This is a genomic window from Bartonella sp. MR168JLCBS (assembly GCF_042194175.1).
This window is the reverse complement of sequence record NZ_JBHIMP010000001.1, coordinates 202,155-217,744: the sequence shown is the minus strand read 5'-3', so window position 1 is coordinate 217,744 and position 15,590 is coordinate 202,155. Positions and strand designations below refer to the sequence as shown.

Annotated in this window: 11 protein-coding genes; 2 read left to right on the top strand and 9 right to left on the bottom strand. The window is 38.2% G+C overall.

The genetic code is table 11. The annotated features are described in order from the left end of the window. Positions 1-151: 151 nt before the first annotated feature. A complete protein-coding gene (locus tag ACFIK8_RS00790) occupies positions 152-649 on the bottom strand; it encodes a BA14K family protein (protein ID WP_375644339.1) in 498 nt (165 codons plus the stop codon). 167 nt (positions 650-816) lie between these two features. On the opposite strand from ACFIK8_RS00790, the gene ACFIK8_RS00785 reads away from it, so the two are divergent. After that, complete coding sequence (locus tag ACFIK8_RS00785) at positions 817-1,914, top strand: carboxynorspermidine decarboxylase (RefSeq protein WP_375644418.1); 1,098 nt, start codon at positions 817-819, stop codon at positions 1,912-1,914. 53 nt (positions 1,915-1,967) lie between these two features. Next, the gene (locus ACFIK8_RS00780; protein WP_375644340.1) at positions 1,968-3,206 is read left to right on the top strand and encodes a saccharopine dehydrogenase NADP-binding domain-containing protein; all 1,239 of its coding nucleotides are present in this window, start codon (positions 1,968-1,970) and stop codon (positions 3,204-3,206) included. Between the two features lie 1,142 nt (positions 3,207-4,348). On the opposite strand, the gene lpdA is transcribed toward ACFIK8_RS00780, so the two are convergent. The 8 genes from lpdA to ACFIK8_RS00740 form a co-directional block, all read right to left on the bottom strand. After that, positions 4,349-5,755, bottom strand: a complete 1,407-nt coding sequence (lpdA, locus tag ACFIK8_RS00775) for a dihydrolipoyl dehydrogenase (RefSeq protein ID WP_015857101.1) — start codon at positions 5,753-5,755, stop codon at positions 4,349-4,351. Between the two features lie 31 nt (positions 5,756-5,786). Next, entirely contained in the window at positions 5,787-6,998 is a 1,212-nt protein-coding gene (odhB, locus tag ACFIK8_RS00770) for a 2-oxoglutarate dehydrogenase complex dihydrolipoyllysine-residue succinyltransferase (RefSeq protein WP_375644341.1), read from the bottom strand. Positions 6,999-7,030: 32 nt separating this feature from the next. Then, on the bottom strand, positions 7,031-10,030 hold the full coding sequence (locus tag ACFIK8_RS00765; RefSeq protein ID WP_375652541.1) for a 2-oxoglutarate dehydrogenase E1 component: 3,000 nt from the start codon (positions 10,028-10,030) through the stop codon (positions 7,031-7,033). A gap of 164 nt (positions 10,031-10,194) precedes the next feature. Further along, on the bottom strand, positions 10,195-11,097 hold the full coding sequence (gene sucD / locus ACFIK8_RS00760) for a succinate--CoA ligase subunit alpha (RefSeq protein ID WP_375635345.1): 903 nt from the start codon (positions 11,095-11,097) through the stop codon (positions 10,195-10,197). A gap of 3 nt (positions 11,098-11,100) precedes the next feature. Then, entirely contained in the window at positions 11,101-12,297 is a 1,197-nt protein-coding gene (gene sucC, locus ACFIK8_RS00755; RefSeq protein WP_375635346.1) for an ADP-forming succinate--CoA ligase subunit beta, read from the bottom strand. 90 nt (positions 12,298-12,387) lie between these two features. Beyond that, the gene (gene mdh, locus ACFIK8_RS00750) at positions 12,388-13,350 is read right to left on the bottom strand and encodes a malate dehydrogenase (RefSeq protein ID WP_375635347.1); all 963 of its coding nucleotides are present in this window, start codon (positions 13,348-13,350) and stop codon (positions 12,388-12,390) included. 288 nt (positions 13,351-13,638) lie between these two features. After that, the gene (gene zapE, locus ACFIK8_RS00745; protein ID WP_375635470.1) at positions 13,639-14,838 is read right to left on the bottom strand and encodes a cell division protein ZapE; all 1,200 of its coding nucleotides are present in this window, start codon (positions 14,836-14,838) and stop codon (positions 13,639-13,641) included. A 98-nt stretch (positions 14,839-14,936) separates the two neighbouring features. Then, the gene (locus tag ACFIK8_RS00740; RefSeq protein ID WP_015857108.1) at positions 14,937-15,482 is read right to left on the bottom strand and encodes an AprI/Inh family metalloprotease inhibitor; all 546 of its coding nucleotides are present in this window, start codon (positions 15,480-15,482) and stop codon (positions 14,937-14,939) included. Between the last annotated feature and the right edge of the window lie 108 nt (positions 15,483-15,590).

Sequence of the window (15,590 nt, the reverse complement as noted above, 5' to 3'; positions counted from 1 at the left end):
ATGATAATAAGATTTAATAAAACTTAAAAGTATTTAAATTTTTCAAAAAAAACGCTTTCATGAAAATGCTGCGCACCACGCAAGTTTTCTCTTTATTGTAAGAACAATAACGCCCACGACAAGAAGCAATTAAAAATTTATTTAATAATTTCTATCCTTTAAAAAAGCGTGATAAACACTGTTTACGCCCCCCATGAAAAGGCTGAAAACTATTATCATTTTTATTATAAGAGCGATAACGCGCACGGCAAGATTCAATATGTTGTTTAAGCATCCATGGCTCTTTTTTTTCTAATTTTTCCGAAGAAGACGTTAAAAACACTTTTTTAGCATCTGGTACAGCTTTTAATGATGCGCTTTTTGTGCTTAAGTGCGGTGACGTAACAAATGCCACTTCAGGATACCACCAATTATCACTATATTTACGATAACCACGCCGATAATGACGATAACCTTTAAAACCATTAAGTTCTCTACGCCCCGTAAAAATCAAAGGCACCGAACTATCTTGGACAGAAGTCTGAGTAACCAGTTTGGCTTTAGCATCACTCCTATTTTGCCCCCAATTAACAAGAGTAGTTGTTATAATGAAAAAACTGCTAACCAATACAAAAGCTAAAGCATAATATAATTTTTTTTTCATACTCATAACGCAAAACTCAAAATAATAAACAACAGTAATTACAGAAAGCCTTTCTCTTTCTAGACAGAAACAGATTCTTTTCTTAAGACTCTTTTTTCTTGAGACATTCTGTTACTCTTTGTACTAAACGTTGATCTTGGTAATAAGATCCTTCAAAAAAGAATGAATAAATGATGATAAAAACCCCCTACTACCTTATAGACAAATCGAAACTCATCAAAAACATGCAAACAATTTCTCGTTTACGGGAAATGTCTGGAGCTAAAATTTTACTTGCTTTGAAATGTTTTGCTACATGGAGTGTTTTTGATTTAATGTCCGAGTTCATGGATGGAACCACATCATCATCCCTTTATGAACTGCGTTTAGGAAGAGAAAAATTTGGCAAAGAAACACATGCCTATTCGGTTGCTTGGGCCGATCATGAAATTGATGAAGCCTGTAGCTATGCAGACAAAATTATCTTTAACTCAATCCAACAGCTTCAACGTTTTTCTAACGCTAGCAAAACCATCCTACGGGGTTTGAGGTTAAATCCAGGAATCAGCGCATCCAATTTTGATCTTGCCAATCCCTCCCGCCCTTTTAGCCGCTTAGGCGAAACCAATCAAAGCGCTATAAAAGAAGTTCTACCCCTCATAAATGGCCTAATGATCCACAACAATTGCGAAAATGCTGATTTTAATCTTTTTAACCAAATGCTGAATCACATGGAAGAAAAATTTGCAGAACTTTTCGCTGCGGTTGACTGGATAAGCCTTGGTGGCGGAATCCATTTTACAGCTGAAAATTATCCTTTAGAATCTTTCGCAAAACGTTTAAAACAATTTTCTAAAACCCATGGTGTTACTCTTTTTCTAGAACCAGGAGAAGCTGCTATCACCAAAAGCACCACATTAGAAGTCAGTGTTCTTGACACATTGTATAATGAAAAGAATCTTGCCATCGTTGACAGCTCAATTGAAGCACATATGCTTGATCTTCTCATTTATCGTGAAAATGCCAAATTAGAACCCAATCAAGGACCACACGAAATTATGATTTGTGGAAAATCTTGTCTTGCCGGCGATATTTTTGGAACATTTCAATTTCAAAAACCTCTTAAAATAGGCGATCGGCTGTCTTTTCAGGATGCAGCAGGTTATACAATGGTCAAGAAAAACTGGTTTAATGGCGTTACAATGCCTGCTATTGTTCTCAAAGAGTGCGATGGTACATTAACACTTCAACGCCAATTCAGCTATAACGACTATCAGGAAAGTCTTTCATAAAGATCAACCATAAAAACGTCATACAACAGTATTAAAAAGGAGATGAACCTACAATGAAAAAAAATGTTCTCATTATTGGTGCTGGAGGTGTTGCACAAGTTGTTGCACACAAATGTGCTCAAAACAACGATATTCTTGGTGAAATTCATATTGCTTCACGAACACTCAAAAAATGTGAAGCCATCATTGCTTCTATTAAAGAAAAAAACACAATGAAAGAACAGGGTGTTCTCAAAAGCCATTCGCTCAATGCCATGAATGTAGAAGAAACTATAAAGCTCATCCAAAAGACCAAATGCGAAATTGTCATTAATGTTGGTTCTGCCTTTCTTAATATGTCTGTTCTTTCAGCTTGTATTGAAACCAAATGCGCTTATATCGATACAGCGATCCATGAAGACCCCTTGAAAATTTGTGAAACACCTCCTTGGTATGGCAATTATGAATGGCCTCGGCGTCAAGAATGTGAAAAAGCTGGTATAACCGCTATTTTAGGAGCAGGTTTTGACCCAGGTGTAGTGAATGCCTATGCAGCATTAGCGCGCGATAATTATTTTGATAAAATCACAGATATTGATATTATTGATATTAATGCCGGAAATCATGGGCGTTGGTTTGCTACAAATTTTGATCCAGAAATTAACTTCCGTGAATTTACAGGACAAGTATGGTCATGGCAAAATAAAAAATGGACTTCCAATAAAATGTTTGAAATCAGCCATGAATGGGATCTCCCCATTGTTGGAAAACAAAAAGCCTATATGACAGGGCATGATGAAATTCATTCATTATCGAAAAATCTCGATGTGGAGAATGTCCGTTTCTGGATGGGATTTAGTGAACGTTATATCACTGTTTTTACGGTTCTAAAAAACCTCGGACTCTTATCCGAACAACCGATTAAAACGGCGGAAGGTCAAGAAGTCGTGCCCTTGAAAGTCGTGAAAGCCGTCTTACCCGACCCTTCCTCTCTCGCCCCAGACTACACAGGAAAAACCTGTATCGGAGATCTTATTAAAGGCGAAAAAGATGGACACCTGCGAGAAATTTTTATCTATAATATAGCCGATCACAAACAAGCTTTTCATGAAACTGGAGCACAAGGCATTTCCTATACCGCTGGCGTACCAGCTGCTGCTACAGCCCTTCTCATTGCTACAGGCGAATGGGATGTTAAGACTATGGTCAATGTAGAGGAATTACCACCCCGCCCTTTCCTTAAATATCTTGATCGTATGGGGCTTCCCACTTTTATAAGAGAACAACAAGAGGATAAAAAATTAGAATTTTAAATTTATACCTATAGAAAGCATATGCTTGATTTTTTAAGTTATCAGAAAACTGCCCAATGAAAACAAACTTAATATTCTCATGTAATTATGGTTTTCAAAAAAATTTTAGTTATTCGTTATATTTTGGCAACATTACGATTTCTTAACAACCTTAAAGAAGAAACATATCATCTTTCTAAGACATAACAAGCAATGATCAAGAAAAACAGAGAAGCAAAAACTAATTTAATCACACTGTATAACTTGTCATTATCATCAAAAAGATAGTGTGATAAAGAAAAGATATAAAAATACCGCTCTTTTAAAAAAGAGTGGTATTTTGTAGAATATTCAATCCCTCCCCTCTTCATCTTAAATGACAAATATCCTTAACCCACACCAATCATTAAACAATTCAATTTCTTTGAGCGAATTCCTCTTGGCTTCTCTCTTCATATGATTCATTATCATATATAACACATTGATTTATAACAATAAATATCACTTTCAACTTGATTCATAACGCTGAATATTATAAGATTCTCTTATCACAAACTCCCTCACATTGAATCAATTAATATCTTTTTCCTGCACATCACAAACAAAGCGAGCGTGTGAGTAAAAATTTCTCTTATAAAAACTCTCAAATAATAAAGAGCTTTAGTAATATTGAGAACTGAAAAAGTGCATTATAATGTCAGCGTATACTTTTACTAAACATAAAGATGATGATGCACAAATAGGTCTTATAACAATTTGAATGAATTTTATATATTTCAAGAGGAACTTTACAGCTATACCATTCACGAGCACCATCGTGAAATAGGTTTGCGCATTTTGAGAGATGTGTTCTTAAAACAAAGCACGCAAATAGGCTCAGAACCCTATCCTAAATATTTTATAATAGTATAAAAACCACCCCATATGTAAAACTTTACATAAACCAAACAAACACCACCGCTCTAAACAATAATACACAACAGGATAATCAATAAAAACTACACAACTGAATTTTAAAACAATAATTATAGAAAAGCATACAACAAACGGAATATTTCAATACAATTGGTTGTATTCCTTTTTAAAGTTTTAAAATGTTGTTGTATGCTTCACAAATATTTTCTGCCTCCTATGACTTTTAAAATGTACTTTTTAAAAGCTTTTTAAATATGAAGTGGTTTAGCAAATGTTGCCAAAGCTGCCTCACGCACGGCTTCTGATAAGGTAGGATGTGCATGGCAACAACGCCCCAGATCTTCTGATGAACCACCAAATTCCATTAAAACTGCAATTTCATGGATCATTTCACCAGCACCAAATCCAAGAATATGCCCCCCTAATACCCGATCTGTTTTTTTATCAGAAAGGATTTTAACGAACCCATCACTCTTTTGCATTGCACGAGCACGACCATTAGCCATAAAAGGAAATTTGCCAACATTATATTCAATACCAGCAGTTTTTAGCTCTTCTTCTGTCCTTCCTACACTAGCAATTTCCGGCTGTGTATAAACAACACTAGGAATAACATCAAAATTAACATGCCCTTTTTGACCTGCCAAAATTTCTGCCACAGCAACGCCTTCTTCCTCTGCTTTATGCGCTAACATTGGCCCTTTTACGACATCACCAATCGCATAAATTCCTGGAACATTCGTCTGCCAATGGGCATCAATTGCAATAAATCCGCGTTCATCTAACTGAACACCAGCCTCCCCTAAGCCAAGCCCCTCCGTATACGGAGAACGTCCAGTAGCAATAAGCACAACATCAGCCTCTAAAGTTTCAGCTGCACCACCTTTGACGGCTTCAAAAGTCACCTGAGCAGTTGAGCCAGATTGTGTAACAGCTGTCACCTTTGTTCCCGTCTTATATTCTATCCCCTGTTTTTCCATTAATTTCTGAAATTGCCGTGAAACTTCACCATCCATTGAGCCCAAAATTTTATTAAGATACTCAATAATGGTAACTTTAGCACCTAAACGGCTCCAAACTGATCCAAGTTCTGAACCAATAACACCAGCACCCACTACAATCATATGCTCTGGTACTTTTTCAAGTGAAAGGGCTCCCGTAGAAGAAACAATAGTCTTTTCATCAATTTCAACATTCACACCTGGAATGCCTGAACTCTCTGAGCCCGTAGCAATAATAATATTTTTTGTTTCAATTGTTTGTTTATTACCATCTCTGGCAACAACTTCCACATGACCCGCACTCAAAATTTTAGCTGTCCCCAAAAAAGTATCAACTTTATTTTTTTTCATCAAAAAAGAAACGCCACTTGTATTGGCTGTCACCACAGCTTTCTTATGAACCATCATTTGTTCAAGATTAAGCTTAGATTTGCCAATAGAAATACCAAGTGTTTCAAAACCATGCTGGGTTTCAGAAAACACTTCTGAAGCATGCAACAACGCTTTAGAAGGAATACAACCAACGTTGAGACATGTTCCTCCTAATGTTGTACGCTTTTCAATAATCGCTACTTTAAGTCCTAGTTGTGCAGCCTTTATTGCTGCTACATAACCACCTGGACCTGCTCCGATCACAGCCACATCATAAGACATCCGTTTCTCCTTTCATCCTGAAAACTGTATTTTACAAATCAAGAACAAGGCGTTCCGGATCTTCTAAGCTTTCCTTAACACGCACAAGGAAAGTTACAGCTTCTTGCCCATCCACAATACGGTGATCATAAGAAAGCGCTAAATACATCATGGGGCGGATCACAACTTGGCCCTCAACAACCATTGCTCGCTCTTTAATCGCATGCATTCCCAAAATACCAGACTGTGGTGCATTCAAAATCGGTGTTGACATCAACGATCCATACACACCACCATTGGTAATGGTAAAAGTTCCCCCTTGCATATCAGAAACGGCTAATTTTCCATCACGCGCAAGACGCCCCAAACGACCAATCTCTTTTTCAATCTCTGCCAATGACATTTGATCTGCATCTCGCACTACTGGAACAACAAGCCCTTTATCCGTTCCAACAGCAATTCCAACATTGACATAGTTTTTGTAAACAATATCTGTCCCATCAATCTCGGCATTAACAGCAGGAAGTTCTTTTAATGCATGACAAACAGCTTTGGTAAAAAAGCCCATAAAACCAAGTTTAACACCATGTTTCTTTTCAAAAAGGTCCTTATAACGCTTGCGCAAATCCATCACCGCTGACATATCAACCTCATTAAATGTGGTTAACATTGCTGCTACATTTTGTGCATCTTTAAGACGGCGAGCAATTGTTTGACGCAATTTCGTCATACGAACCCGCTCTTCACGTGTTTCTTGGACAGGAGCTGCCGAAGAACTCGTCGCAGAAGAAGAGGGTGTAGAGGCATTTGTACTTTGTTTTAATCCACCAAGAACATCTTCTTTAAGAATTTGTCCACGTTTTCCAGAACCTGAAATATCGCTTTTTGCAACATTATTTTCAGCCATCAATTTTGCTGCTGAAGGAGAAGGAGGCATTGTACTGCTCGAAGCAGGCTTCTCTGATTCAGATGAAGCCGCTGGAACAAGTGTAGCAGAAGGTGAAGATGATTGGGAGACACCAGCTTCTCCAGCTTCCACCACTCCTAAAAGAGCATTTACTTCAACCGTATCGCCTTCTTTTGCAATGATTTCAGATAATTTTCCCGCAACAGGAGAAGGAACTTCAACGGTCACCTTATCAGTTTCTAATTCAACCAAAGGCTCATCCATAGCGACAGCTTCGCCAAGTTTTTTAAACCATTTGCCAATCGTTGCTTCGGTAACCGATTCGCCCAAAGTAGGAACACGAATTTCAGTAGTCATAATATTTTTCCATACATCAGAGTAGTAATAAATTAAGAACCTAACGCGTCTTTAAGAAACGCAGCCAGTTGTTCAAGGTGTTTCACCATTAACCCAGAGGCCGGTGACGCACTCGCAGGACGTCCTGCATAACGAGCACGTGAATATTGCGCATTAATATGCGTCAAAACCCATTCCAAATAAGGCTCAATAAATGACCAAGCCCCCATGTTTTTTGGTTCTTCTTGGCACCAAAAAACTTCCGCCTGCAAAAAGCGCGACAACACATTCACCAAAACTTTAGCAGGGAAAGGATAAAGTTGTTCAACACGAAGGAGGTAAACATCATCAATACCCTTTTTTTCACGTTCTTCATAAAGGTCGTAATAAACCTTACCAGTACAAAGAACGACACGGCGAATTTTATTATCTTTCTGCAACTTAATGACAGAATCTTTGAGACATTCTGCATCATCAAGCAACACACGACAGAAACTTGTTTCTGGCCCCATTTCATTGAGAAGAGAAACAGCGCGCTTATGACGTAAAAGTGATTTCGGTGTCATCAAAATCAATGGCTTACGGAAGTCACGCTTAATTTGTCGACGCAAAATATGAAAATAATTTGCAGGGGTTGTACAATTAGCAACCTGCATATTATCTTCCGCACAAAGTTGAAGAAACCGTTCTAAACGTGCAGAAGAATGCTCCGGCCCTTGCCCTTCAAAACCATGAGGCAATAAACACACAAGACCAGACATACGAAGCCACTTACGCTCCGCGGATGAGATAAATTGATCAAAAATGACCTGTGCACCATTAGAGAAATCACCAAATTGTGCTTCCCAAAGTGTTAATCCTCGTGGTTCAGCAAGAGAATATCCATATTCAAAACCAAGAACAGCTTCTTCAGAAAGCATAGAATTAACAACTTCATAAAGCGCTTGCCCTTTTTGTAAATGATTCAAAGGAATATAACGCGCCTCATTTTCTTGGTCATAAAGAACTGAATGACGTTGTGAAAAAGTTCCCCGTTCAACATCCTCACCGGAAAGACGAACCGGTGCTCCTTCCAAACAAAGAGAACCAAAAGCTAGAGCTTCAGCGGTTGCCCAGTCAACACCCTCACCGGTTTCGAAAATTTTAGCACGATTATTTAAAAAACGTTGAATGGTTTTGTGAACGTGAAAATCTGCCGGAATTTCGACAATTTTCTGACCAATTTCCTTTAAAATTTTTAATTCAACACCGGTTGTTCTAGAATGTTGTTCATCAGAACTACTAAAAGCTTTGAGTCCCGTCCAGCTTCCATCAAGCCAATCAGCTTTATTAGGCTTATAAGAAGCACTTGCTTCAAATTCACCTTCAAGCTTATCGCGCCATAATTTTTTTTGTTGCTCAATCTCTTCTAAAGAAATCACCCCTTCTGCTACCAATTGGTCACTATAAAGTTGAAGTGTTGTTTTATGATTACGAATTGCTTTATACATAAGCGGTTGCGTAAAGGAAGGCTCATCACCTTCATTATGCCCATAACGGCGATAACAAAACATATCAATAACCACCGGTTTATGGAAAATTTGGCGAAACTCTGTTGCTATTTTGGCAACAAAAACAACTGCCTCAGGATCATCACCATTCACATGGAAAATTGGTGCATCAATCATTTTTGCAACATCTGATGGATAAGGCGAAGAACGTGAAAAACGTGGAGATGTTGTAAAACCAATCTGATTATTGATAATAACATGAAGTGAGCCTGCAACACGATAACCTTTAAGACCTGAAAGACCAAAAGTTTCTTGGATAACGCCTTGTCCCGCAAAAGCAGCATCACCATGAATAAGCAATGGCATCACTTTTGAACGCTCACTTAATGAGAGTAAATCAGTATGTGCAAGTCCCATAAGTTGATCTTGTTTAGCACGTGCTTTTCCCATAACAACCGGATCAACAATCTCAAGATGAGATGGATTGGCCAACAGCGATAAATGAACTTTTTTACCATCAAATTCAAGATCAGCTGAAGTTCCCAAATGATATTTGACATCACCGGATCCCTCCACATCATCAGGCTTATAAGATCCCCCTTTGAATTCATGAAAGATAGCCCTATGCGGCTTGGCAAGAACTTGTGAAAGAACATTTAAACGACCACGATGTGCCATTCCTAAAATAACTTCCTGTACCCCTAAAGCACTACCACATTTGATAATCTGTTCAAGAGCGGGAATCAGCGCCTCACCACCATCGAGTCCAAAACGCTTTGTACCTTTATATTTAGTGTCTAAAAACTGTTCGAATCCTTCTGCCTGAATAAGCTTTTTCAGGATAGCTTTCTTGTCTTGTTGTGTGAAAGAAATTTTTTCATCTCGCCCTTCAATGCGTTCTTGAAGCCATGCTTTCTGAACCGGATCAGAAACATGCATATATTCCACACCGATTGTTGAACAATATGTACGGTTGAGAATTTCAAGCATTTGTGGAATAGTTGCATATTCCAACCCTAAAACATTATCAATAAAAATGGGACGCTCGTAATCAGCTGGAGTAAAACCATAAGCTTCTGGAGAAAGTTCCTTATAATCTTCTTGTTTTTCGGCCAATTGAAGAGGGTCAAGCCGCGCACGAAGATGCCCCCGTGCTCGAAACGCACGAATCATCATAATTGCATGAACGGAATCACGTGTTGCACGAATAATATCTTGCTCACTGGAAGTTTTTCCCTTTTGTGCAGCACCTGTTATTGCTTTTTCCTTTAATTTATCACCAAGATATTTTTCAAGAGAAGACCAATCACCATCAAGAGCAGAAACCAATTCTCCATTTGCCTTTACTGGCCAATGATCACTTTGCCATGTTGCCCCTTCAGCATTTCTGAGAACATCTTCTTTATTATCATGAAGTCCTTCAAAAAAAGCACGCCACTGTGAATCAACACTGGTAGGATCTTTTTCATATTGAGCATAAAGTTGATCTATATAATCCGCATTGCCACCATAAAGAAATGATGTCTGTGCAAAAAGGCTATTTATTTCGTCCTGCCTTGCCATATACCTCTCCGGAACATCTATTCCGTCTCCTTATATCTCTTTTCGACCTTTAAATGCTTACAAAACAAGCAATGATTCAAACATTCAAAAAAGTTTTACCTTTTTATACTCAAGTTTTTTCACCTGAATCTAAGAATTTTTTCTTATTCAGGTGAAATTTTCTTTTAGCCCTTCAAAACTGACATCAAAGTCTTACCTATCTGTGATGGTGAAGGAGACACTCGAATCCCTGCTGATTCCATTGCCGCAATTTTATCTTCTGCTCCACCTTTACCACCAGAAATAACAGCACCAGCATGTCCCATTGTACGTCCTGGAGGAGCTGTACGGCCAGCAATAAAGCCAACAACTGGTTTTTTACGACCTTTTTTTGCTTCATCTTGCAGAAACTGTGCTGCTTCTTCTTCAGCAGAACCACCAATCTCCCCAATCATAACAATAGACTGAGTTTCATCATCCGCTAAAAACATTTCCAACACATCAATAAATTCAGTGCCCTTAACAGGGTCGCCACCAATCCCTATCGCAGTTGTTTGCCCGAGACCTTCCTGACTCGTTTGAAAAACGGCTTCATAAGTTAAAGTTCCCGACCTCGAAACAACCCCAACAGAACCTTTTCTAAAAATAGAACCAGGCATAATACCAATTTTACATTCATTTGGTGTAAGAATACCAGGACAATTAGGACCAATAAGACGAGACTTTGAGTTTTCTAATCGCGCCTTCACTTTAACCATATCCATAACGGGAATACCTTCCGTAATACAGATAATTAAACGAACTTCAGCTTCAATAGCCTCTATAATAGCTGCCGCAGCCCCTGCAGGAGGAACATAAATAACAGAAGCATCCGCGCCTGTTTTTTCCTTTGCTTCTGCAACATTAGCAAAGATAGGAAGAGTTTCGCCTTTTGAACCTTCCCATGTTTCTCCACCCTTTTTAGGATTAACACCCCCAACCATTTGCGTATCATGATAAGCAAGCGCCTGTTCTGTATGAAATGTTCCTGTTTTTCCTGTAAGCCCTTGAACTAGAACTTTTGTCTCTTTATTCACAAGAATCGACATAGCTTAAGCTCCCTTCACGGCTGCAACAATTTTTTGGGCAGCATCATCTAAATCATCAGCAGGAATAACATTCAAACCACTTTCATTAATAATTGCTTTACCCTGCTCAACATTAGTGCCTTCAAGACGAACAACTAAGGGAACCTTTAAACCAACCTCACGAACAGCAGCAACCACACCTTCAGCAATGACATCACAACGCATAATACCACCAAAAATGTTAACCAAAATGCCCTTAACATTTGGATCGGCCGTAATAATTTTAAAAGCAGCTGTCACCTTTTCTTTTGACGCTCCACCACCAACGTCAAGAAAATTTGCAGGCTCAGCTCCATAGAGTTTGATAATATCCATTGTTGCCATAGCAAGACCCGCACCATTAACCATGCAACCAATCGTACCCTCGAGAGCAACATAAGCAAGATCATGCTTTGATGCTTCAATTTCTTTTGGATCCTCTTCTGAAAGATCGCGTAATTCTAAAATATCTGGATGACGAAACAGAGCATTATTATCAAAAGAAACTTTTGCATCAAGAACACGTAAACGACCATCTTTCATCACAATAAGCGGATTGATTTCTAAAAGGCTCATATCTTTTTTACAAAATGCCTTATAGAGAATCGGAAAAAGCTTTTCACCATCTTCTCGCGCACTACTTTGTAGTTTCAATGCATCACAAAGTCTTGCACAATCAACCGAAGTAACACCCTCTACAGCATCAATGGGAAGCGTGAATATTTTTTCTGGTGTCTCTTCAGCAACCGTTTCAATATCCATTCCACCTTCTGTTGAAACAACAAAAGCAATTCGACCAACGCTACGATCAACCAAAAGTGAAAGATAAAGCTCCCTTTCAATATCAGCACCATCCTCAATGTAAAGACGATTGACCTGCTTACCCTCTGGACCCGTTTGTTTGGTTACCAAAGTTTTACCAAGCATTTCTTGAACATTTGCAACAACTTCTTCAACAGATTTTGCAAGCCGAACACCACCCTTTGCATCAGGACCAAGTTCTTTAAACTTACCCTTACCACGACCACCAGCGTGTATCTGACTTTTAACCACATAGAGAGGTCCGGGCAATTTTTCCGCCCATTTTTCAGCTTGCTCAACAGAATAAACAGCAACACCATTTGCAATTGGTGCTCCATATTCATGAAGCAGACGTTTGGCCTGATACTCATGGATATTCATGCATTTGTCCTTTTCTTTTATGGATCATTATTAATCCTAAAGTTTTAATATTCTAAATACTTAGTTTTAATGAATTAAATCTTGTTCAATTTACTTGAGACTAGGCACAAGAGCAATACAAGCTTCACAAAGCTTTTTAACTGCATTTACTGAATGATCAAAAGCACCTCTTTCTTCTTTATCAAGATCAATTTCAATGACTCGTTCAACACCACCTGCACCAATTACAACAGGAACACCAACGTAGGTATCATTAACCCCATATTCTCCTGAAAGATAAGCTGCAACAGGCACAACACGCTTAGTGTCCTTTAAATAGGCCTCAGCCATAGAAACAGCAGAAGCTGCTGGTGCATAATAAGCAGAACCTGTTTTTAACAAACCAACAATTTCTGCACCGCCATCACGGGTACGCTGGATAATTTGATCAATTCTTTCCTGTGTTGTCCAGCCCATCTTTATAAGATCAGGCAAAGAAATACCACCAACTGTTGAATAACGCACGAGAGGAACCATTGTATCACCGTGCCCCCCTAAAACAAACGCTGTCACATCTTTAATAGAGACCTTAAATTCCTCAGATAAGAAATGACGAAAACGCGCTGAATCAAGAACACCAGCCATACCAACCACTTTATGTGTAGGGAGACCTGAAAATTTCTGCAATGCCCACACCATTGCATCAAGGGGATTGGTAATACAAATAACAAATGCTGAAGAAGCGTATTTTTTAATTCCAGCTCCAACTTGTTCCATAACCTTTAAATTAATGCCCAAAAGTTCATCACGGCTCATACCAGGTTTTCGCGCAACGCCTGCTGTTACAATAACAACATCAGCACCTTCAATTGCTTCATAAGCATTAGCACCTTTTAGACTGATATCAAAACCATCAACGGGAGAAGATTCGGCGATATCTAGAGCCTTACCTTGTGGCACACCTTCTGCAATATCAAATAAGACCACATCAGCAAGCTCTTTAAGCCCAATAATATGTGCTAAAGTACCACCAATCATACCTGAACCAATGAGAGCTATTTTTTTCCGTGCCATTTTATTTTTTCCTAACTTTTAGATAATTCAGCGCACACCCATCAGCGTCCCTATACTGAATATTTTTGACTTCAACCATATTCAAACAATATCATAAAAAGGAGTAAAGAAATGAAATTTACAAATTTTTCTCCTTACAGAAACAACAACCCTCCGCTGAAACAACTATTAGAAAATTATCACGATGTATCGATAAAGTGAATTTTAAAAAAATACAACAGAATTATTACATTTCTTTAATTTCAAAGAGTTATTGTTTTTACAGTTTACGTAAAGGTAAAAGTATAATCAATGCTTCTTCTTCAAAAGAAAATGTTCTTCCCAAAGTTTTAAATAATCGTGGCTTTGCATTTCAAAAAGACGTGACTGTGTTCTTTGAAATTCAAATGTTTCCGTAATCTGCGCATGCCCTTTATACAAATCTCCCACCTCTGCCGCAGCCGACATAAATAACCGTATGTGGCGCTCATAAAGAATATCAATAAGCAAAATAAACCGTTTTGTTTCATTGCGACATGTATCATCCATGACCGGTACATTATCAATAAAAATCGTATGATAATTCTCCCCTAATACCAAATACTCAGCCGCTGCCAAAGGCTTTGCACATAAATCTCCATAATCAAAGCGTGCACATCCTGCACCAACCCGCGGAATAGGAATAAGGCGCCCTTTTATAGAAAGCTCATCAGATATCTCCTTATGTCCTTGCAATACAAGTGCCCATGCTTGATCCATGCATTCATCTGCTTTTTTCCCTAAAGGTGCTACATACACAGGCTGTAGATTTGATTTTTCAAGACGATAATCTGTTTTTGCATCAAGATTAACAACACGAACATATGCTTTCAAAACTTGAATAAAAGGCAAAAAGAGTTCACGATTTAAACCGTTATAATAAAGGTTATCCGGCGCCACATTTGAAGTCGCAATAAAGAAAATTCCTTTATCAAACAAAGCAGAAATAAGCCGCCCCAATACCATAGCATCAGCAATATCTGTTACACTAAACTCATCAAAACAAAGTACCTTTGCTTCTCGTGCAAGATCTTCAGCAACAGCTAAAATAGGATTATCTTGTTTAAACTTTTCACCCCCAGATGCTTGACGATAAAAATTAATACGCTCATGCACATCAGTCATAAAATCATTAAAATGAGCACGCTTTTTATGACCTTTAGGCAAACAAGAAAAGAACAAATCCATCAGCATGGTTTTGCCCCGTCCTACTTCACCAAAAACATACAACCCCTGAAAAGAACCTTTTTCATCCCCTTGTTTTACAACACAAGAGATATTTTGTTTTTTCCTCTTAAATATTCTATTAAAGAAAAAGCAAAATATCCAAGTCCAAGGACGAGAGATGTTTTGTTCCGCAATTTTTTTTAATAAATGGTCAAAATATTCTGTTATAGCTAATTGAGCGGGATCAAAACAAACCTCCCCTTTAGAGACAAGCTCTTTATAACGTGTTGAAACGAGAATCATCCAAATAACCTTTTTCAAACCGTTCTCAATGAAAAATACAAATACTTTTCACGAATCTGCCCGTCTAGCTTAGTTTTTCATAAACGATCAAAAATGATTTAACGACTTAAAACAACGGGATGATCATCAAGTGTACGTCCCTCAAAACGATCAACATTTGAAGAGTAGAGAGCAAGGATAACACGTCCAGAGTTATTATAAAAATATAATCTTTTTCCTTTAACAGCCCACGATCTCACTTGGGAAGCAATTCCTGGACAGTGTAAAGGACCAGCGCGGTACCCTTGTCCAAACTTTGTTTGCGGCGTTGCGATCCGACAAACTTTACCCCCCATAGAAAGATTCCATACACCAGCAACACTTGCAGGAAATAAATCAGTAGCATTACTTGGCAATTCGAGACTAGCCATTCGTCCATCACTCTGAGAATCTCCTTTTTCATACATCGAAGCGTTTGCTGCCTCAGATATCGACGAAGAAGTAGATGACAGATCAGACACTTCCAATGTTGTCATTTGTTGAGATGGATAAAAAACTTCTAATGCGTTACTACCGTCATTACTGTCAAACCGTGTTGTTGAACATCCCCCTAAAAGCATTACAGTTGATAGTGCAACGAAAAACGAAATTTTTGAAAACGACATATCTGTACTCTCTCCCACGACAATAAATAAGTTCACAAAAAAAATTAAGTGAATATTTGTTATAGTTACAAAGATAAATTAACAAATTAAAAAAAACAGGTTAAAATC